We start from the raw sequence: 19,549 nt of genomic DNA on the forward strand, positions 1-19,549 counted from the left end.
CATCGTGCTCCTCGTGTTTCGTGGTGCTCTCACGCTACCCAACCGCCCCGCTCGTCGCCGTTCCGTCGGTGGCGAGCCGGTGGTACAGGGCGAGGAGTCGCGCGCTGTCGGTGTCCCAATTGAGTTCGCCCTCGGCGTCGCGGACGGCCTGGGTGAGCGCGGCATAGTCTGCCACGGCCTCCCGGGCGGCCTCGACGAGCGCGTCGGGGTCGCCGGGGGTGTAGAGGGTGCCGAGGCCGTACTGCCGCACGGTGGCGGCGAGTTCGCCGACGTCGGTGGCGACGACGGGCACACCGGCCTGGACGGCGTGGAAGAGCTTGTTGGGGAGGGCGAGCCGGTGGTTCTCCCACGTGTCGGAGTGGGTGACGAGGACGAGCCCGGCGGCGGCGAGGTGGGCGGTGACCTCCTCGGGCGGGCAGGGCGGCTCGATGCGGGTGGCCTTCTTGTCGAAGGAGGCGAGCCACGTGGGGTCGGCGGGGCCGCGGAGCGCGACGGGCAGGCCGAGGCCGGCGAGGCGGGCACTCGCGTCGGCGACGGTCTCGAGTTCGCGGTAGGCGGCGAGGCGGCCGGCGTAGACGAGCCCGCGGGGGCCGTGAAGGGGCTCGCCGGGGGTGGCGTGGGGGAACGTGTTGCGGACGACGGTGACATGGTTCCAGCCGTAGCGGTTGCGCAGGGCGCGCGCGACGCCGTCGCCGACGGTGATGACGGCGGCGGCGCGGGAGCCGAGCTCGCCCTCGACCGTGCGTTCGTGGCGGTCGAGGAGCGGCGTGGGTCGGTACTCGCGCGGGCGTCCGCTCCACAGTTCGTGGGTGTCGTAGACGAGGGGGACGCCGCGCTCCTCGGCGAGGGTGGCGCCGGCACGCAGGGCGGTGAAGTCGTGGGCGTGGACGACGTCGAACTCACGGGCGCGCCCGTCGGCGATCGCCCCGTCGGCCCAGCGCCCGAACGCGGAGTTGCGGTGCTGCGGCAGGAGCATCCAGCGGGCGAACCGCATGTGCGGGGGCAGTTCGAGACCGGTGAGGGAGGGCGTGCCCTCGGCGCGGAACACCGAGGAGGTGCCGACGCTCGAGGCGGTGATGCCGTGCGGCGGTTCCCAGTCCTCGGGGACGGAGCGGCCGATGACGTGGACGGCGTGGCCGGCTCCGACGAGGGTCGTCGCCTCGCGGAGCACGCGGGTGTCGGTGGCGACGGTCGTCGCGACGAGCATGAGGATCCTCATCGGGCCTCCTCCCCCGTGCGCGGCGTCTCGACGCTGCGGGCGAGGGCCTTGTCGCGGAGTTTCTTGGGGCTCGTGAGGAATCCGAGCCCCCAGCACCAGTGCATCGTCGCGAGGACGAGCGGGGTGCGCAGGCGCGTCTCGGGCGCCTCGCCCCGACTGATGAGGGCGCCGCCGACGGTGACGGCCGCGGCGTAGGCGGCGGGCAGGGCGAGCGCGAGGCGGGTGCGGCGCGAGGCGAGGCCGAGGATCGTCGCGGCAGTCGTGCCGACGACCATCGCGGGCGGCGCGAGGTAGCGGAGGTTGATCGTGCCCTCGTGGCGGGCGGCGACGACGCGGCGCCAGCGGCCGTAGTTGAAGTACTGGCGGGCGAGCTTCTCCAGCGTGCCGCGCGGCCGGTAGGTGACGGTGAGGTCGGGCACGAACCACACGAGTCCGCCCATCCGGCGGATGCGGTGGTTGAGCTCCCAGTCCTGCGCGCGGGCGAAGTGGGAGTCGTAGCCGCCGGCGGCCTCGAGGGCCTCGCGGCGGAAGACGCCGAGGTAGACGGTCTCGGCCTCTCCGGCCTCGCCGCCGACGTGGAACCGGGCGTTGCCGACGCCGATGCGGCTCTTCATCGCGGCGGCGACGGCGCGTTCGAAGGGGGTGCTGCCCTGGGCGTCCATGATGCCGCCGACGTTCGCGGCACCGACGGTGAGGAGTTCGGTGACGGCGGTGCGCAGGTACCCGTCGCAGAGTTCGGCGTGGCCGTCGACCCGCGCGATGACGTCGTAGCGGGCCGCGCCGATGCCCGCGTTGAGGGCGTCGGGGGTGCGGCCGGAGGGGTTGCGCACGAGGCGGACCCGTGGGTCCTCCTCGGCGAGGGATTCGGCGACCTCCTGCGTGCGGTCCTTGCTCGGCCCGACGGCGAGGACGACCTCCATGTCGCCCGGGTACTCCTGGGCGAGGACGCGGCCGACCGCCGCGCGCAGATGCCGCTCCTCCTCGAGGACCGGCATGACGACACTCACGGCCGGTAGCCGCTCCGGCGCTGCTCCGCTCACGTCGTCTCCCTGTTCCGTCTCGGCTTCACGTGGTCGATCGTGCACGTCGACCCGTGTCGCATGGGGTCGCCGCGGCCCGGGATGGCCCGGTCGTCGGCGCGCCCGAAGGGGTGGACGGCGGGTCCATTCTGCCGCTCGCCGTGGCCGAGCCGGCGCGGGCCGGTGGATCGCCGCGTGTCCGGGTGTCCCATAGGGGGTCTCGGGGCGCCCGCGCCGGTCACGGGACCGCGCAGATGAGGCCGGAGGAGTCGCTCACGCTGAAGCTGTACTTCGCCTTCGCGCCCTTGCTGGGCTGGGGCGTCGCGTTGCCGTCCGTGCCGCGCGTCTTCGCACCCGAGGCGCGGGAGGGTGCGGGCTTCTTCGCGGTGCCGTCGGCCGTCGAGGCCTCGGCACCGGTCGGGTCGGGGTCTCCGGCGATGGTCTTCGCGACGATGTCGCGGACCTTCTGCGGGTCGTAGCGCCACGGGTCGATGAGTGGCGGGGTGAAGTTGACGGTCGTCATCTCGCCGTCGCGCGCCTTCATCGCGAGTGCGCCGAGGCGGCCGAGGTCGCGGGAGGGGATGTCGGTCTCGACGACGCTGCCGGAGACGGCGGCGATGTCCTGCGCCTTGAGGACGACGGTCTGCGGGTCGAGCTGGTGGAGCATCGCCGTCATGACGCACTTCTGGCGGGCCATGCGGTCGTAGTTCGAGGCGCCCTCGCGGGAGCGGGCGTACCAGAGGGCGTGGTAGCCGTCGAGGTGCTGCTCGCCGGGCTCGATCCAGCCGGAGATCTTCGAGGTGCCGCCACCCATGGGGGTGCGCTTGCCGACGACGAGGTCGAGCCCGCCCACGGCGTCGACGAACCGGCGGAACCCGACGAGGTCGACCATCGCGTAGTACTGGATGTCGAGGCCGGAGAGGGCCTCGACGGCCTCCTTCGTCGCCTGCGCGCCGGGGTTCTTCACGTCCTTCGGGAACCGGTCGGCGTGTTCCATGCCCCACTGGTAGATGCCGTTGAGGAGGCACTGGTCGCCGCAGTTCCAGCCCTCGGGCATGAGCCGGTGCATGATCGACCCTTCGCGGAAGTCGATGTTCTCGGTGTCGCGGGCGAAGCCGAAGAGTGCGCTGCGGCCGGTGGCGGCGTCGACGCTCGCGAGCATGAGGGTGTCGGTGCGCACGCCGACGCGGTCGGAGCCGCCGTCGGAGCCGATGAGGAGGATGTTGTAGCGGCCCTCGACGGGGGCGTGCCGGTCGTGGGCGTCGAAGACGTTCGTCACGGCGGTGCGTCCGGCCCACACGACCCAGGCGGCGCTGAGGAGCGCCCCGCTCGTGAGGACCATGAGCAGGACGGTGACGATCGCGACGAGGCATCGGGTGCGGCCACCCACGCCGGAGAGGCGTGCGAGGCGCATCGCGTCGAAGAACAACCACGCCCAGAACACGGCGCCGAGCACGAGGGCGCCGACGAGGGCGCCGAGGAACCACGGGGCGGCGACGACACCGAGGAGGAGACCCGGGCTCACGAGGGAGAGGAGCGCGGCGAGGAGCAGGAGCGCGACGACGAGCACCGCCGTGCGGAGCGCGAACCGCCCGACCCGCCGGTTGCCCGCCGCGATCTGCGCACTACCGGGCGCGACGAGGGTGAGGAGCACGAGCGTCCACGCCCGCCGCCGACGGAGGCGCGGGGTGAGCATCTCGGGTTCGGCGAGGCCACGTTCGTCACCGGCTCGCACTTCGAGGACGTCGTCCGGTCGCCGCGGCGGCACTGCAGAACTCATGATCCCCGAGTATCGGCCATGAGCCTGCCCGGCGCCTGAACGTCACCGGGGTGTCGGTCGCGAGCGGGGGCCGGGACCTAGGGCCCCGGCCTCTCATGTCCGGATGGCCGGATTCCTCCCCCCTGGGACAGTGAGAGCGCCGCCGGCCCCCCGCCGGTGACGTCTTCCCCTGCCCCACCAGGAGCGCCGGATGCCACCCACCGCACTGACGACGACCGAGTTCTCGCGCCGATCCCTCCTCCGGTGGAGCGCCGTCGCCGGTGGGGGCGCGGCGTTGCTCGGTGGATGTGGCACGAAGGAGGCTCCCGCGACGCCCGCGCCGGGCGCGATCCCGCCGAAGGGCCGCACGGTGTGGTCCGCGTGCGTCGTCAACTGCGGCTCGCGGTGCCCGCTGCGCCTGCAGGTGCAGGACGGCACGGTCGTGCGGGTCCTCCCCGACGACACCGGGGACGACTCTCTCCTGGGCCGTCAGATCCGGGCCTGCGTCCGCGGCCGCAACATGCGTCAGCGCATCTACAACCCCGACCGCATCAAGAAGCCGCTCAAGCGGGTCGGCAAGCGCGGCGAGGGCAAGTGGCAGGAGATCTCCTGGGAGGAGGCCTTCGACCTCTTCGCGAAGAAGCTGCGGTACACGATCGACACGTACGGCAACGAGGCGATCTTCAAGACGTACGGCTCCGGCGTGTGGAACGCGCACATCGCCTACTCCGGCGGGTGGAAGCGACTCTTCAACCTCCTCGGCGGGTCGCTCGACTACTACGGCAACTACAGCTACGGGCAGATCGGCACGTGCACGAAGTACCACTACGGCGCCGACGACGAGCAGATGTCGAACAGCTTCGAGGACGCGGCGACGAACTCCCGCCTCCTCGTCCTGTGGGGCAACAACCCGCAGGAGACCCGCATGTCGGGCGGCGGCAACACGTTCACGTCCCTGTGGGCGCACAAGAGGTCGGACCTGCGGATCGTCGTCGTCGACCCGCGGTACTCCGACTCGGCCTCGCTCCTCGCCGACGAGTGGATCGCCCCGCGGCCGGGCACCGACGCGGCGCTCGTCGCGGGCATGGCGTACGTCATGGTCACCGAGAACCTTCACGACCAGAAGTTCCTCGACGAATACTGCTCCGGGTTCGACGAGGAGCACATGCCGGCCGGCGTGCCCAAGGGCAACTCGTACAAGAGCTACCTCCTCGGCGAGGGGAAGGACCGCACGAAGAAGACCCCGGCGTGGGCATCGCGCATCACCGGCGTCCCCGAGGCGACGATCGTGAAGTTCGCGCGGGAGCTCGCGACGACCAAGCCCGCGAACATCACGCAGGGGTGGGGGCCGCAGCGCCACGCCAACGGAGAGAACATCGCGCGCGCCATCTACACGCTCGCGGCGATGACGGGCAACGTCGGCATCCCCGGCGGTGGCACCGGCGGCCGCGAGGGCTACTACTGGCCCGTGACCCAGTGGTTCCCCGACGGGGACAACCCGGTCGAGGCCTCGATCTCGTTCTACGGCTGGACGGACGCGATCGTCCGCGGGCCGGAGATGACGGCCACCGCCGACGGGGTGCGTGGCGTCGACAAACTCAGCACGGGCATCAAGTTCATGCTGTCCTACGGCGGCAACGTCCTCGCGAGCCAGCACGGCGACGTCAACCGCACGAAGGAGATCGTCTCCGACGAGTCCCTCTGCGAGTTCATCTGCGTCGTCGACAACCAGATGACGGCCTCGGCGCAACTCGCCGACCTCGTCCTCCCCGACACGACGGCCGCCGAGCGGTGGGACCTCATTCCGAGCGAGTACACCGGCGACATGGCCTACCTCATCATGGGCGAGAAGGCCGTCGAGCCGCTGTTCGACTCCAAGCCCGCCTACGACATGTGCACGGAGATCGCCAAGCGTATGGGGGTGGAGAAGGAGTTCACCGAGGGACGCACCCTGGAGGGGTGGGCCCGGCACATGCAGGCCGAGACCGTCAAGGAGCACCCCGACTTCCCCGACTTCGAGACGCTGCGCAAGAAGGGCGTCCACCGGTACCAGAACCCCGACGGACTCACCGTGGCGCTCAAGGAGTTCCGCGAGGACCCGAAGAAGAACCCCCTCGCCACCCCGTCGGGCAAGATCGAGATCTTCTCGAGCGACCTGTGGGAGCTCGCCAAGACGTGGACGTTCCGCGACCCGCTGCCCGGCGACGAGATCACGGCGCTGCCCGTGCACCTCGACACGTGGGAGGGCGCCGTCGAGGCGAGGTCGAACGAGAAGTACCCGCTGCAGGTCATCGGCCATCACTTCAAGGGCCGCACCCACTCGACGTACGGCAACCTCGCCTACAACCGTGAGGCGCACCCGCAGAAGGCGTGGATGAACTCCCTCGACGCCGCCGATCGCGGTATCAAGAACGGTGATCGGATCCTCGTCTTCAACGACCGCGGCCGACTCACCGTGCCGGTGATGGTGACCCCGCGGATCATGCCCGGCGTCGTGTCGGTCCCCCAGGGGGCCTGGCTCGAACGGGGGCCCGACGGCACCGACCACGGCGGCGTCGTGAACATCCTCACGAGCCAGCACCCCACGCCGCTCTCCAAGGGCAACGCCCAGCACACCGTGCTCGCGCAGGTGCAGCTCGCCACCGACGTCCCCGACGGTGTCGGCCGCCCCACCCCGCGTGCCGGATCCCCGGTCTGAGCCCGTTCGCGAAAGGACCTTCTCATGCTCGGTTTCGCCTTCGACCAAAGCGCGTGCAACGGGTGCAAGGCCTGCCAGATGGCCTGCAAGGACAAGCACAGCCTGCCCGTCGGCGTGAAGTGGCGCCGCGTCGTGGAGTACACGGGTGGCTCGTGGCAGCGCGACGGTGACACCGTCACGCCGAACGTCTTCTCCTACTACACGTCCGTCTCGTGCAACCACTGCGCCGACCCCATCTGCGTCAAGGTGTGCCCGACGACGGCGATGACGGTGCGCGACGACGGCACCGTCTACGTCGACGCCGAGAAGTGCGTCGGCTGCCGCTACTGCGAGTGGGCGTGCCCCTACTCGGCGCCGCAGTTCAACCCCGAGACGGGACACATGAGCAAGTGCGACGGCTGCTACGACTACCGCCAGGAGGGCATGCAGCCCGCCTGCGTCGCGGCCTGCCCGTCCCGTGCGCTCGAGTGGGGCGAGATGGACGAGCTCGAGAAGACGTACCGGTCGGGTGCGAGCACGGCTCCGCTGCCCGACCCCTCGATCACGAGGCCCAACCTCGCGATCCGCCCGCACCGGGACGCCCAGGACTTCTCCTCGGGCACCGGCGAGATCGCCAACCCCGAGGAGATCTGAGCCGTGAACGTCCACGAACTGCCGATGATCCTGTTCACGGTGCTCGCGCAGATGTCGGCCGGGGCGTTCGTCGTCCTCGGGCTCATCCACGTCGGCGCCCGGCTCAGCCACCGCTACACCGAGAACGACGTCGACCGCATCAGCGACCCGGCCGTCCTCGCCGTCGGGGCGACGCTCGTGCTGGGGCTCTTCGCCTCGATGTTCCACATGAACGACGTCTTCCACGTCCTCAACGTGTTCCGGCACATCGACTCCTCGTGGCTGTCGCGCGAGATCGTCGCCGGCATGGCGTTCGCCGCTTCCGGTTTCGCCTACGCCTGCTGCCAGCTCTTCCGCTGGGGCAGCCCCCTCCTGCGTGAGGTGCTCGCCGTCCTCACCGCGCTGCTCGGCGTCGTGCTCGTCGTCGTGATGAGCATGGTGTACGGCGTCCTCGTCACCGTCCCCGCGTGGAGCACCTGGCTCACGACGGCGCGGTTCGCGACGACGGCGCTGCTCCTCGGCGCGTTCGCCGTGGGCACGGCGTTCGTCACGGTCGTCATGCTGCAGCGGCGACGCGCAGGGCGGGTGCGGCCGGAGGGTCGTGACGCCACGGGCACGTCGCGGGTCTCGGGCATCGTCGACCGGCTCGTCGGACGCGAACTCACCCCCGGGGCGATGAGCCTCGTCTTCGCCTCCCTGCGGGCGATCGCCGTCGCCGGCATCGCGCTCCTCGCCGTCGAGATCCTCCTCCACCTGCTCACGCTCGGCCGCCTCACGCGCCTCGGCGCGGTGGGCGCGCCCAGCGCCGCCGTCTACACCGGCCCCGGTGTCATCGCCCAGCTCGTCCTCGCGGTCCTCGGGGCAGGGCTGCTCGGCATGTTCCTCTTTCGTCTGCTCGGCGACCCCGCGACCGGCCCGCGCACGGGTTCAGTCGCCACCACTTCCCTCGGCGACGGCGCGGGGGCGTCCCGCCTCGATGCCGTGGGCACCGGCGCCGCCGCCCGCACCGGCTGGGGGCGCATGGAGTGGATCGCCGCGCTCGTCACCGTCGCCTTCGGCTGCGTGTTCGTCGCCGAGATCCTCGGCCGCGCGGCGTTCTACGAGTCGATGGTCCGGGTGGGGATGTGAGCACACCCCTCCCCTGGCCCGAGGTCGGCGACGCCGTCCCGCCCGCGCCTCGTCCCGAGCGCCTCGACGTGCTCGCCGGTGCCGCGACCGCCCTCTCCCGCTGGTTCCTCACGCCTCCCGACGCCGCGGCGCTCGCCGCCCTCGGCGAGCCGGGCGTCCTCGAGGACTGGCCCGTGCCCCTCGACGACGCGGGCCGCGACGGCCTGCGCCTTCTCGCCGGTCCGCACGATGCGGGCGAGGTCGCCGTCGACCACGCGCGACTCTTCGTCGGGCCGGGGCATCTGCGCGCCGCCCCGTACGAGTCCGTACACACCTCGGAGGAGGGGCTGCTCTTCGAGCCCGAGACCCTCGACGTGCGCGCCTGGTACCACCACTACGACCTCGCGGCGCCACGCGAGGGCCGTGAACCCGACGACCACGTCGGACTCGAGCTCGAGTTCGTCGCGACGCTCGCCTCCTGGGCGTGGGAGGCCCTCGAGCGGGGCGACACCGACGCGGCCGCGGTGTTCGCCGAGGGCGCCCGCGGGTTCTGCGAGACCCACCTCGGGCAGTGGGGCGTCGGCTTCGCGGAGCTCGCCGCCCGCGAGGCCCGGACCGACTTCTACCGCGGCGTCGCCTCTCTCACCTCCGGGTTCCTCCTGGCACTCCCCCACCTCCTGGAGCCGTCGTGACGGAGGGCGCCCCCTCGCCCGCCCCGCACCTCTCCCCCGACGACGACCGGGGTGACACCGACCTCGGACTGCGGGCGGTGCGGCACTGGGTGCAGGCGCGGTCCACCGCACCGATGCTCGTCCTCGCCTGCCCGGAGCATCCCGACCCGGCGGACTCCGCCCGGCGGTGCCTGCCCCCGGCGGAGTGGGAGACAGCGGTCGTCGTCCGTATGCCTGCGTGCCTCGGCACCCTGCCCCGCGCGGCGGCGCCCGAGGTGCTCCTCGACGGGGCCGCGGGTGTGACGTACCTCCTCGACGGGTGCGCCGAACCCGATTCCACGGCAACCTCGCTCGCCGACGTGCTGCCACTGCTCGCCTCACCCGACGCGCGCACGGGGGTCCCCGCCCTCCGCGTCGTCGCCTCCGTCCCCGAGGCGTTCGACGGCGACGAACCGACGCCGTCGCTCCACGTCCTCGACGCCCGGTCCATGCCGGTCCCCCGGCGAGCGCTTCTCGGCGCCGAGGCGCCCGCGCCGGAACCCACCCCCACCGAGGACGACGCAGCGTCCACCGATCACGCCCGCCTCGTGACCGCGCTCGCGGCCCTTGCCGCCGATCCCGCGCGTGGCGTCCCCGACGTCGGCGTCGCCACGGGGCGTCCCGGCCCGGGTCTCCTCCTCCGGGCGCACGGGTGCACGGCGTGCGGTGTCTGCGTCCGCGTCTGCGGTGAGGGCGCCCTCACCCTCCGTGTCGAGGACGGCGCGAGCTTCCTCGAACAGCGCGTCGACCGGTGCTCCGGCAGCGGGGAGTGTCTCGACGCGTGTCCCGTCGACGCCCTCTCGACGAGGCGCCGGGCCCGGTGGGCGGAGCACCTGCGGGAGGGCGTGCTGCCTCTCGCCGTCGTCGACACCCACCCGTGCGGCCGCTGCGGCGCCCCCACCCCGACGCACGACGACCTCTGCACCGTGTGCGCGTTCCGGCGGGCCAACCCGTTCGGCTCCCACCTCCCACCGGGCGCCGAGGCGCTGGTGCGTCGCGCTCGCGGCATCTGACCCGACCCCGGCGCCTCACCCGGCCTCGCCCGGCCTCACCCACACGCGCTTCGGCCCACGAGGAAGGACGCGGCCCGCCCCTCGCCGAGATCGGGAGGAGGCGGGCGGCGTCGGTTCTGCGGGGTCGATCACTTCACGAGCATGCGACCCATGACGAGGCGCTGGATCTGGTTCGTGCCTTCGTAGATCTGCGTGATCTTGGCGTCGCGCATCATGCGCTCGACCGGGTGGTCCTCGACGTAGCCGGCGCCACCGAGGAGCTGGACGGCGTCGGTCGTGATCTTCATCGCGACGTCACCGGCGAAGCACTTGGCCGCGGCGCCGAAGAAGCCGAGGTCGGAGTCCTGACGCTCCGACTTGGCGGCGGCGACGTACACCATCTGGCGGGCGGCCTCGAGCTCCATCGCCATGTCGGCGAGCATGAACTGGATCGCCTGGAACTCGGCGATGGCCTTGCCGAACTGCTTGCGCTCCTTGACGTAACCGATGGCGTAGTCGAGGGCGCCCTGCGCGATGCCGACGGCCTGCGCGCCGATCGTCACGCGGGTGTGGTCGAGGGTGCGCAGCGCGAGCTTGAGGCCCGTGCCCTCGGGGCCGATCATCCGGTCGCCGGGGATGCGCACGTTGTCGAAGAACAGCTCACGGGTGGGGCTGCCCTTGATGCCGAGCTTGCGCTCCGGCTCGCCGAACGTGAAGCCCTCGTCGGACTTCTCGACGACGAACGCGCTCACGTTCGCGCCACGACGCCCGTCGGGGTCGGTGACGGCGAGGACCGTGTAGTACTCGGAGACACCGGCGTTCGTGATCCAGCTCTTCTGGCCGTTGAGGATCCAGTCGTCGCCGTCGCGCACGGCGCGGGTCTTCATCGACGCCGTGTCGGAGCCCGCCTCGCGCTCGGAGAGGCCGTAGCTGAACATCGCGTCGCCCTTGGCGAGCGGCGTGAGGTACTTGCGCTTGATCTCGTCGTCGCCGCCGAGGATGACCGGCATCGAGCCGAGCTTGTTGACGGCGGGGATGAGGCTGGAGCTCGCGCAGACGCGGGCCACCTCCTCGATGACGATGCACGTCGCGAGGGCGTCGGCGCCCATGCCGCCGTACTCCTCGGGGACGTGCGGGGCGTGGAAGTCGCTCGCGACGAGGGCGGAGAGCGCCTCGTCGGGGAACCGCTTGTCGTGGTCGACGGAGGCCGCGTGGGGGGCGATCTGGTGCTCGGCGATGGCCCGAATGGCTCCGCGGAGCTCCTCGTGGTCGTCGGTGGTCTTGAAGAGATCGAAATCGGGGTTGCCACTCATGCCCGAAGACTATCCAGGCGTCGTGCTGCTCGACGCCGGGCGAGGGCGCGGTGATTCGCGGGTCGGTCCGCCTCGGACACCGGCCGACCCCACGATGCCGTCGTCGAGAAGCCGCGGGTCGGGTGGTCACGGTGGCGCGGCATGTCACGTCGGCACCTGCCCGTCGCTGGCCCCGCGACGGCGACGGCACGGCCGTGCAGGACGTACGTCCGCAGGTCAGAGGCGGTTTCCTCTCGCTTCGGCCCCGGATTGGCAAAGTTTGTTCACAGGCCCGCGCTCCGACGTCAGCATCGCGACCGACCCGCCGATGGGAGAACGATTCCCGGGGCTGTGCCTGTGCGCCCGGCCGCTCGGGGATCACGCACCGGCGGAACGGCCGTCGGCGCGCCGTCCGTGCGAGAGGGAGATCGGCAGGTGACCGAGACGCCGACCCGCGCCCTCTTCCCTCTCGAGCAGCACACGTGGGTGGTCGTCCTCCGCGTCGCCGTGGGATTCGGTCTCGTCGGCGCCCTCGCGCTCCTCGCCGGCGGCGAGCGCACGCAGGCGGGCCTCTGCCTCCCCATCCCCCTCGTCTGCGCGTACACGGCGCAGGCCCTGCACCGACCCGGCGGATTCGTCCGTCGAGGCGTCGCACGGTGGGCGAACGTCGCGATGATCGTCGTCGCGATCGCCCTCGCCGTCCTCCCGGTGCGTCCCCTCGTCGGTCTCGACCTCCGCACGATGCACCCTTTGGTCCTGCCCGGGACGGCCATGGCCGTCCTCATCCAGGTGGCGGTCGCTATCGTGGGCGTGGAGTCGATCGGACGACTGACTCCGGGGGCAGCAGGACCTGACAGGGGGCACCTTTCGCCATGACGACGCATCTCATCTACCGCTCCTACGGCGGCGAGAACACCAAGTCGCGGCCCGATTGGTTCAGCAAGCTCCTCTGCGCGGCGTCGTTCGCGCGGGCGGCCGAGCAGGCCGACGTCCGCGTCCACTGGCTCGACGACGGCCCCGTCCCCGCCGACCGCATGCGCCTCTTCGAGGAGTTCGGCGACGTCCAGACGATCGCGGGTGGCCCCGTCGGCATGCGCCGCAGCTACGTCACGGCGCTGCGTCTCGCGATCGAGAGCGACTGGGCCGACGACGATCTCGTGTACTTCTGCGAGGACGACTACCTTCACACGCCCGACGCCGTGCAGGCGCTGCGAGCGGCGGAGGCGCGCCCGGAGATCTCGTACGTCGCCCTGTACGCCGCCACCCCGGAGTACGCCAACGACCTCGAGTTCCCCGAGGGGTTCCGGCACCCGGAGGGCTGGTCGCCCGAGCCCGACATCGACACCGACGGATTCCGGTTCGTCCACGCGGTGAGCACGACGAGCACGTTCGGCGGCCGGGTGGGCGCGTTGCGTGCCGACTATCCGATCTTCCGTCAGGCGATGCTGCCGTTCCGCACCCGGTTCCTCGATCACGAGACGTGCGTCATCTACCAGGGGCGACGCCCGTACTCGCCGGTCGAGCACCTCACGGGCCCGCCGCACGACTTCGAACTCACGCCGCGTGGAGTGGCGCGGGCGGCGTTCCTCATGCCGTTCCGGGTCGCCCTCACGCTGCGGTCGAAGCGCAACCTCGACGACCCGCATCTCCTCTACGCCGCGGCCCCCAACCTCGGCTGCCATGCCGAGCTGGGCGTGATGAACCCGGGCCGCGACTGGGACGCCCTCGCCGCCGACACCCGCGCCTGGGCCGTCGAGCGCGGCTTCGTGCCGGCCTGACTCCCGCCCCGGCACGTCGGCACTCCGGCACGTCGGCACGACGACCCGGCGGCCGCAGGAACCGGCCGGGAGGGTCGGCGTTAGCGTGGGGCGATGGAGACCTACGCGCTCAACGACGGAGTCACGCTCCCGCGCATCGGATTCGGCACCTACCCCCTGCGGGGCGAGGCCGGTGTCACGGCCATGACGAGCGCCCTCGAGGCCGGGTACCGGATGCTGGACTCGGCGGTGAACTATCGCAACGAGTACGAGGTCGGGGAGGCGCTGCGACGTAGCGGGCTGCCGCGCGAGGAGGTCCGGATCGCCACGAAGGTTCCCGGCCGTGACCACGGCCGCACGAAGGCCGTCGCGTCGATCGAGGCGTCGCTCGAGGTCATGGGCCTCGACCGGCTCGACCTCGTCCTCATCCACTGGCCCAACCCGAGCCGTGGCCTCTACGTCGAGACGTGGCAGGGCCTCGTCGACGCGCGCGAGAAGGGGCTCGTCACGTCGATCGGGGTGAGCAACTTCACCGAGGAGCATCTGCGGGAGATCATCGCGGCGACCGACGTCGTCCCGGCCGTCAACCAGATCGAGCTGCACCCCCGGTTCCCGCAGGCGGAGATGCGGGCGGTGCACGCAGAGCTCGGCATCCGGACCTCGTCGTGGAGCCCGCTCGGCAAGCGCGACGCCGCCTACGACGAGGCCCCGGTCGCCGACGCCGCCAAGGCGCACGAAGTCACGCCTGCGCAGGTCATCCTCCGTTGGCAGCTCCAGATCGGGTCGCTGCCGCTGCCCAAGTCCGCCAACCCGGAGCGTCAGCGCACCAACCTCGACGTCTTCGGCTTCGAGCTCACCGACGCCGAGGTCGAGGCGATCACCACCCTCGGCCGTCCCGACGGTCGCCTCTTCGGAGGTGACCCCCGCACGCACGAGGAGATGTGACGCCGCTCGTCGCACTCTCACCGACGCCCCCTCCCCCGTCCCGCACGACGCGGTGGCGAGGACCGTGCCCGACACGAGTCCTCGCCGGCCGCACCGGGACCCGCGGGTGGGGGCGCCGGTCGTCGGTGGCCCGGCCCGCCGCTGCGACACTGGGGGCGCCGGCCCGTGGCCGGGAGTGATCCGGCCCGAGGAGGCGCGCGTGGGGAGTGAGCAGGCGGCGGTGACGGCGGTCCGGCGTCGTCGTGGCGGGTGGTGGCCGGCGGCGATTGCGCTCGTCGCGGCCGCGGGGGGCGTCCTCGCGTTCCTCGCCCGGGTGGGCTGGGGCCTCGACCGCACCGACGAGGGCCAATACCTCCTCCTCCTCGCCGACCCGACGATGAGCCGCGCGACGGTCTTCCTCTTCGGATACGTCCTCCACCCCTTGTTCGCGCTCGTCGGCGGCGACGTGCTCGCCCTCCGCGTCGTCGGGATGCTCGTCGGCCTCCTCACTGCGGGGGCGCTCGGCTGGGCCGCGACCCGCGCCCTCGGCCTGCTCGGTGCGGATGCGTGGGCGGTTCGCGGCGTCGCGGCGACGGCCGGGCTCCTGCCGGTCGTCTCCTTCCCGCTCACCCCGAGCTACAACACCCTCGCGTTCTGGGGGACGTGCCTGTGGGCCTCCGGCCTCGTCCTCGCGACGTGGCCCGGCCCCGGTCGGGCCCACGAGGACGCCCACGACGGCCCTCGCGACGCGGAGTCCGCGCCCGGTCCCCGGAGGCGGCTCGGCGCCATCGCACGCGACACCACCCTCGGTCCGGCCCTCGTCGGCCTCGGCGGGGTGGTCGCCGCCTCGGGCAAGGTGACGACAGGTGCAGCGCTCGCCGCTCTCACGCTCGTCGCCGTCGTCGTCCGGGCCGTCACGTCCCGTCGCCAGGTGCTCCCGTTCGTCGGGTGGGTCGCGGGTGGCGCGGTGGTGGGGCTCGTCGCGCTCATGGCGCTCGTCGGTCACGGCCCCGCCTGGATCGTCGACTTCTACCGTGAGGGCGCCCGCAACGTCGCGCTCCTCCAGGGCCACGACGACCTCGTGCGGTGGGACCCGTTCCCGTGGATCGGGTTCCTCGCCGCCCCGGCGCTCGCCGTCGTCGTCGCCGCGCTCGTCTCGTGGAGGCTCCTCCGTCGCGGCGCCCCCACGCGTCGCCGGGGGCGCGCGATCGCCGCCGTGACGGCCCTCGCCGTCCTCGTCGAGGTCGTCGCGTTCGCCACGGGCCTCGCTCCCACCCGCGCGGTGCCGATGGTCGGCGCGTGCTGGTGGATCCCGCTCCTCGCGATCCCCGTCCTCCTCACCACGCGTCGCACCCCCGGCAGCGGCACGGACCACTCCGTCACGACGACAACGACGTCGACGACGCCCATGAGCGCAGACGACGAGCCCGCCCCCACGACATCGGCATCGGCGGTGGCATCGACATCGGCATCGACAGAAGCGCACGCGTCGCGGCGTCCCGGGCAGTCCCGAGCGGTCGAGGCCGTCACCCTTCTCGCCCTCACGCTCGCGCCGCTCGCGTACGTCGTCGGGACGAACGGCAACTATGCGATCGCGCAGGCGCGGGCGTGTCTCTTCTGGTTCGTCGCGGTCCTGCTCCTCACCGGCGTGCGGCACGGCACGGGCCGTAGGGAGGGGGAACGCCGTCTCGTGCGGCGGGTCGTCACGGCGGCGTCGGCCGGGCTCGTCCTCGTCGCCTCGCTCTCGGGGCTCGGGCACGCGTACCGCTATCCCCCGGTGACGTCGGCGTGGTCCGACCCGGCCGCGACGGAGGTCGCCGTCGTGAGCCCCGAGGGCGCGCGGCTCCGGGTCACGAAGGCCGACGCGGAGACGTCACGTCTCCTCGCCGAGGTCGACCGCGAGCATCACCTCGCCGGGGTGCCGATCCTCGACGTCACGGGCGCGTCGCCGGGGTACGTCCGGCAGCTCGGGGGCAGGCCGGTGGGGAGTTCGTGGCTGCTCGGCGCGTATCCGGGGAGTCTCGACGCGGCGCTCGACGCGGTGCGCGGCGACGACCCGACGCTCGTGGATCGGGCGTGGGTGCTCGATGCGCCCGCCTCGCCACGACGCATCGAGGGGCTGCTTCCCGCGCTCGGTCGTTCGGTGGATCGGGACTACGAGACGGTCGCCACGTTCCGGCACACGCTTGGATACGAGGTGAGACTCCTCCGCCCCGTGACCGGATCGTGACAACGACCCTCCGCGGGACGGGAATTGGACGGACGCCCGGACCTGAGCGTTTCGAGACCGGTTTTCTCGCAGGTCGAGAGCCTGCAGAGGTGGCATTCGGGGGCCGATGAGGTCTCGGGCTCCAGGGACGGGGCCTGCTCATCGTTCCGTCACGGAGGGGACTCCGCCCATGTCGCGCCTGCCACGCGCTCTCACCACCCTCGCCGCCGGCCTCGCCGTCGGGGTCGCACCCCAGGCGGCCTCGGCGTCCGTCTCCACGGACCGGGGCTCCGACCTCGAGGTCGTCACCACGACGACGACCACCGCCGACATCGACACGCGCGCCGTCACCGCCGGTGACGCCGCGACCGCGCCGATCGTCCAGCGCGCGATGGCCGGTCCTACCCGCCTCGCCGGCGCGGACCGGTACGAGACGTCCGTCGCGATCAGCAAGCGGGCCTACTCCCCCGGCACCGCCAGGAGCGTGTACCTCGTCGGCGGCAACCGCCTCGACGAGGCCCTCGCCGGCGCCGCCCTCACCGACGGCCCCGTGCTCCTCGTGCCGACGGCCGGCACCGTGCCCCGCGCCGTCCGCGACGAGATCGCGCGTCTCTCCCCCTCCCAGGTCGTCGCGCTCGGCGGATCCGCCTCGGTCTCCTCCGACGTCCTCGGTCAGGCCGCCGGCGGGCTCTCCACGACGCGTCTCGGCAGCAACGACGTCTACGCGACGGCGGTGGCGATCGCCCGCCGCGCGTTCCCCGAGGGGGCGTCCCACGTCTACGTCGCGCAGATCGGCGGGCGCGCCGACGCCGTCGTCGGTGGTGCGCTCAAGGACGGCCCGGTGCTTCCCGTGCCGGCGACCGGCGCCGCTCCCGCCGCGGTCCGGTCGCTCGTCGCGTCATGGGGCCCGTCGAAGGTCACGGGCCTCGGCGGCACCGGCGCGGTCTCGGCGACGACGCTCGCCTCCGCCGCCGGAGGCCGGCCCACCGACCGCCTCGCGGGTGCCGACCGGTACGCGACGGCCCAGGCCGTCGCCCGCGCCGCGTTCCCGTCGGGCGCATCGGTCGCCTACCTCGCCGGCGGGACGATGTTCGCCGACGCCGTCGTCGGCGGCATGCTCGCCGACGGCCCCATCCTCCTCACCCCGCCCGCAAGCGCGACGACGTGGAGCAAGAGCGTCGCGAACACCCTGACGGCACTCGGCGTTCGCAACATCGGGACGCTCGGCGGATCGGGTGCGGTCTCGGACGCGGCGATCGGTGCGGTCACGGCGAAGGTGCCCACGGCGACGACGGGATCGCTCCCGACGTACCGGGTGCCCGGCGCCCCCGCCCCGAGCCCGGCTCCCACCGGGGCGCCGACGCCTCCTCCGGCACCGGCCCCGGTTCCTGCACCGGCCCCTGCCCCCGCACCGGCCCCCGCACAGCGGACGACGACCACGACGCCGACGGCTCCGTTGCCCGACACGTGTGCGGAGGCGATCGCGTCGTTCCGTCCGGTCCCGCGGGATTCGCGGTACACGATCTCGTGCGTGCGGGGCTTCGACACCCCCGACACCCTCGGCCTCACCGAGACGTGGGTGTCGAGCACGACGGGCGAGTTCGTCGAGGGCCGGGTGAAGATCCGCTCTGATCTGCGTGGGCCGCTGCTGCGCGCCGTCATGGCGCATGAGCTGAGCCACGCGTGGTCCTACTCCGAGCTCACGACCGCGCAGCGGACGGCCTTCGCGAAGTTCACCGGCGTCTCGTCGTGGGGCGGCGGCGATTACAACTCGATGCCCGCCGAGGTGTGGGCCCGCACCCAGGCGACGTGCGTCGGCTACCCCGACGGGTACCGCCGCAAGCAGGTGACGTGCAACGACATCGCCCGGTTCGGGTGGCGCCCCTGAGACGGCGCCGGCCTTCCGGCCGCAGGTGAGACGACGGTGGGCGTCGGTGTGGGACGCACGTCGGCGCCCACCGCCGTGCGTCGTGACGGCCCGCGTCGAGGGGACTCGCGGGCCCCGGATGTGACGTCCGGAGGGTCGGGCGGGCGCCGCGTGTCGTGCCACCCGGGCCGATCGCGAAGCGGTGTGGTGCCTCCCCATGGGGCAGGATGACCCGTGCCGGGTGGACGCGTCTCGTCCCCGGCGTGGGTGTCGTTCTTTCGTGTGGGGGTAGGTCGTGAAGTCGTCGTCGGCGTTGGTGGGGGTTCTCGTCGCAGGTGTGGGTGTGGGTGTGGGTGTGGGGGCGCCCGCCTCGGCGCAGGCCGTGTCGTCGCCCGGTCCGCAGCCGATGCAGCCCGTCTCGGCGTCGGTGGCGCCGGACGCGTTCGTCGGGGTGAGCGTGCCCGACATCCGGGCGCGGGTGCGCCAGGCCGACGCATCGAAGATGACGGCGCAGGACGAGCGGTGCGTCAAGTACGTCAAGGCGCGAATGCCGAAGTGGTGGTCCCCGTCGGGCCACACCGTGGTGTGCCGCGGCGGCACGACGAAGGGCTACGACTTCTACTTCGACGGCGTGGCGGTCCTCACCGTCAACACGAAGGTCGGCCCGCAGGGCTGGACGCAGGCCCCGGCGTGGGGTGCGGCGCAGGTCGCGGCCACGGAGCGTCGTCCGCTCACGGACGCGCCGAAGCTGTGCCGCCAGGCGATCTCGACACACACGGGCCTCGCGAAGCGGGCGGGCAACTACCGCATCCGGTGCGTCTCGCGGATCACGTGGAAGGCGCCGAAGACGAATGTCCGTGACGCGGCCGTCCTCGGCTACGTCCAGTACGGCAAGCGCGACATCGCGATCCTCGAGACGCGCGACGTGTCGTCGATGTCGTTCATCACGGCGCACGAGCTCGGCCACGCCGTCTCGTACATGCCGAAGGCGGGCGGGCTGCGTCAGGAGGTCACGCGCGCGGCCGAGCGGCGCACGTTCACCTCCGACCCGTACGTCGGGATGCCGGCAGAGGTGTGGGCCGAGTCGTTCGCCCGGTACTGGACGGGCCAGAACCCGCCGTCGGTGCAGAAGACCCGCCTCGGCCCGGCCCAGGTCGACCGCCTCCTGCGCCGGTACGGATTGCCGCGCCGCTGACGGTCCTCACCGACGGTCCCCGCCCACGGTCCTCTCCGACGGCCCCCTCCCCACCGGGAGGGGGTCGTCGGTGTCCCGTCACCGTTCTGGGCCAACAATCCCGGTCGAATACCCCCGGTCGGCGACGCTCGCGGAATCACTGCGGTTGCATCTCACGTCGAGGGTGCCTCGAGGAGCGTTCACCACCGG

Annotated in this window: 15 protein-coding genes; 11 read left to right on the forward strand and 4 right to left on the reverse strand. The window is 72.5% G+C overall.

The annotated features are described in order from the left end of the window. Nucleotides 1–34 precede the first annotated feature (34 nt). The 3 genes from MOPEL_RS01025 to MOPEL_RS01040 form a co-directional block, all read right to left on the reverse strand. Nucleotides 35–1,219: a glycosyltransferase gene (locus MOPEL_RS01025; protein WP_009480984.1), complete on the reverse strand. Its 1,185-nt coding sequence runs from the start codon at nucleotides 1,217–1,219 to the stop codon at nucleotides 35–37. Further along, complete coding sequence (locus MOPEL_RS01030; RefSeq protein ID WP_009480985.1) at nucleotides 1,216–2,259, reverse strand: glycosyltransferase family 2 protein; 1,044 nt, start codon at nucleotides 2,257–2,259, stop codon at nucleotides 1,216–1,218. Before MOPEL_RS01030 ends, MOPEL_RS01025 begins: the two co-directional genes overlap by 4 nt. A 217-nt stretch (nucleotides 2,260–2,476) precedes the next feature. Beyond that, nucleotides 2,477–4,018 (reverse strand): LCP family protein, encoded by a 1,542-nt coding sequence (locus tag MOPEL_RS01040; RefSeq protein ID WP_141631098.1) that lies wholly within the window; start codon nucleotides 4,016–4,018, stop codon nucleotides 2,477–2,479. A 190-nt stretch (nucleotides 4,019–4,208) separates the two neighbouring features. Between MOPEL_RS01040 and MOPEL_RS01045 the strand changes: the two genes are divergently transcribed. Genes MOPEL_RS01045 through MOPEL_RS01065 form a run of 5 tightly spaced genes read left to right on the forward strand, consistent with a single transcriptional unit; the run spans nucleotide 4,209 to nucleotide 10,137 of the window. Next, on the forward strand, nucleotides 4,209–6,695 hold the full coding sequence (locus tag MOPEL_RS01045; protein WP_009480987.1) for a DMSO/selenate family reductase complex A subunit: 2,487 nt from the start codon (nucleotides 4,209–4,211) through the stop codon (nucleotides 6,693–6,695). Between the two features lie 24 nt (nucleotides 6,696–6,719). Beyond that, entirely contained in the window at nucleotides 6,720–7,328 is a 609-nt protein-coding gene (locus MOPEL_RS01050; RefSeq protein ID WP_009480988.1) for a DMSO/selenate family reductase complex B subunit, read from the forward strand. Between the two features lie 3 nt (nucleotides 7,329–7,331). After that, on the forward strand, nucleotides 7,332–8,435 hold the full coding sequence (locus MOPEL_RS15560) for a dimethyl sulfoxide reductase anchor subunit family protein (RefSeq protein WP_009480989.1): 1,104 nt from the start codon (nucleotides 7,332–7,334) through the stop codon (nucleotides 8,433–8,435). Beyond that, entirely contained in the window at nucleotides 8,432–9,106 is a 675-nt protein-coding gene (locus tag MOPEL_RS15565; RefSeq protein ID WP_009480990.1) for a TorD/DmsD family molecular chaperone, read from the forward strand. The genes MOPEL_RS15560 and MOPEL_RS15565 overlap by 4 nt, the downstream gene beginning before the upstream one ends. Then, entirely contained in the window at nucleotides 9,103–10,137 is a 1,035-nt protein-coding gene (locus tag MOPEL_RS01065; protein WP_009480991.1) for a 4Fe-4S dicluster domain-containing protein, read from the forward strand. Before MOPEL_RS15565 ends, MOPEL_RS01065 begins: the two co-directional genes overlap by 4 nt. A 128-nt stretch (nucleotides 10,138–10,265) precedes the next feature. On the opposite strand, the gene MOPEL_RS01070 is transcribed toward MOPEL_RS01065, so the two are convergent. Further along, nucleotides 10,266–11,429 carry an acyl-CoA dehydrogenase family protein gene (locus tag MOPEL_RS01070; protein ID WP_009480992.1) on the reverse strand — a complete coding sequence of 388 codons (1,164 nt, stop codon included), beginning with the start codon at nucleotides 11,427–11,429 and terminating at the stop codon, nucleotides 10,266–10,268. Between the two features lie 414 nt (nucleotides 11,430–11,843). Between MOPEL_RS01070 and MOPEL_RS16950 the strand changes: the two genes are divergently transcribed. The 6 genes from MOPEL_RS16950 (at nucleotide 11,844) to MOPEL_RS01100 (ending at nucleotide 19,360) form a co-directional block, all read left to right on the forward strand. Continuing rightward, a complete protein-coding gene (locus MOPEL_RS16950; RefSeq protein WP_009480993.1) occupies nucleotides 11,844–12,284 on the forward strand; it encodes a hypothetical protein in 441 nt (146 codons plus the stop codon). Next, nucleotides 12,281–13,186, forward strand: coding sequence for a hypothetical protein (locus MOPEL_RS01080; RefSeq protein WP_009480994.1), 906 nt, complete (start codon nucleotides 12,281–12,283; stop codon nucleotides 13,184–13,186). Before MOPEL_RS16950 ends, MOPEL_RS01080 begins: the two co-directional genes overlap by 4 nt. Nucleotides 13,187–13,279: 93 nt before the next feature. After that, on the forward strand, nucleotides 13,280–14,110 hold the full coding sequence (locus MOPEL_RS01085) for an aldo/keto reductase (RefSeq protein ID WP_009480995.1): 831 nt from the start codon (nucleotides 13,280–13,282) through the stop codon (nucleotides 14,108–14,110). Between the two features lie 199 nt (nucleotides 14,111–14,309). Then, a complete protein-coding gene (locus MOPEL_RS01090; protein WP_009480996.1) occupies nucleotides 14,310–16,319 on the forward strand; it encodes a hypothetical protein in 2,010 nt (669 codons plus the stop codon). Nucleotides 16,320–16,488: 169 nt separating this feature from the next. Further along, on the forward strand, nucleotides 16,489–18,186 hold the full coding sequence (locus MOPEL_RS15570; RefSeq protein WP_009480997.1) for a cell wall-binding repeat-containing protein: 1,698 nt from the start codon (nucleotides 16,489–16,491) through the stop codon (nucleotides 18,184–18,186). A 322-nt stretch (nucleotides 18,187–18,508) separates the two neighbouring features. Further along, nucleotides 18,509–19,360, forward strand: coding sequence for a sensor histidine kinase (locus MOPEL_RS01100; protein ID WP_009480998.1), 852 nt, complete (start codon nucleotides 18,509–18,511; stop codon nucleotides 19,358–19,360). Nucleotides 19,361–19,549 lie beyond the last annotated feature (189 nt).

The sequence above is a fragment of the Mobilicoccus pelagius NBRC 104925 genome (assembly GCF_000247995.1).
Taxonomy (GTDB): Bacteria; Actinomycetota; Actinomycetes; order Actinomycetales; family Dermatophilaceae; genus Mobilicoccus; species Mobilicoccus pelagius.

Excerpts from the sequence above, each read along its gene's own strand:
- MOPEL_RS01025 (WP_009480984.1), bottom strand. The coding sequence starts at position 1,219 with ATGAGGATCCTCATGCTCGTCGCGACGACCGTCGCCACCGACACCCGC.
- MOPEL_RS01040 (WP_141631098.1), bottom strand. The coding sequence starts at position 4,018 with ATGAGTTCTGCAGTGCCGCCGCGGCGACCGGACGACGTCCTCGAAGTG.
- MOPEL_RS01045 (WP_009480987.1), top strand. The coding sequence starts at position 4,209 with ATGCCACCCACCGCACTGACGACGACCGAGTTCTCGCGCCGATCCCTC.
- MOPEL_RS01050 (WP_009480988.1), top strand. The coding sequence starts at position 6,720 with ATGCTCGGTTTCGCCTTCGACCAAAGCGCGTGCAACGGGTGCAAGGCC.
- MOPEL_RS01070 (WP_009480992.1), bottom strand. The coding sequence starts at position 11,429 with ATGAGTGGCAACCCCGATTTCGATCTCTTCAAGACCACCGACGACCAC.
- MOPEL_RS01080 (WP_009480994.1), top strand. The coding sequence starts at position 12,281 with ATGACGACGCATCTCATCTACCGCTCCTACGGCGGCGAGAACACCAAG.
- MOPEL_RS01085 (WP_009480995.1), top strand. The coding sequence starts at position 13,280 with ATGGAGACCTACGCGCTCAACGACGGAGTCACGCTCCCGCGCATCGGA.
- MOPEL_RS15570 (WP_009480997.1), top strand. The coding sequence starts at position 16,489 with ATGTCGCGCCTGCCACGCGCTCTCACCACCCTCGCCGCCGGCCTCGCC.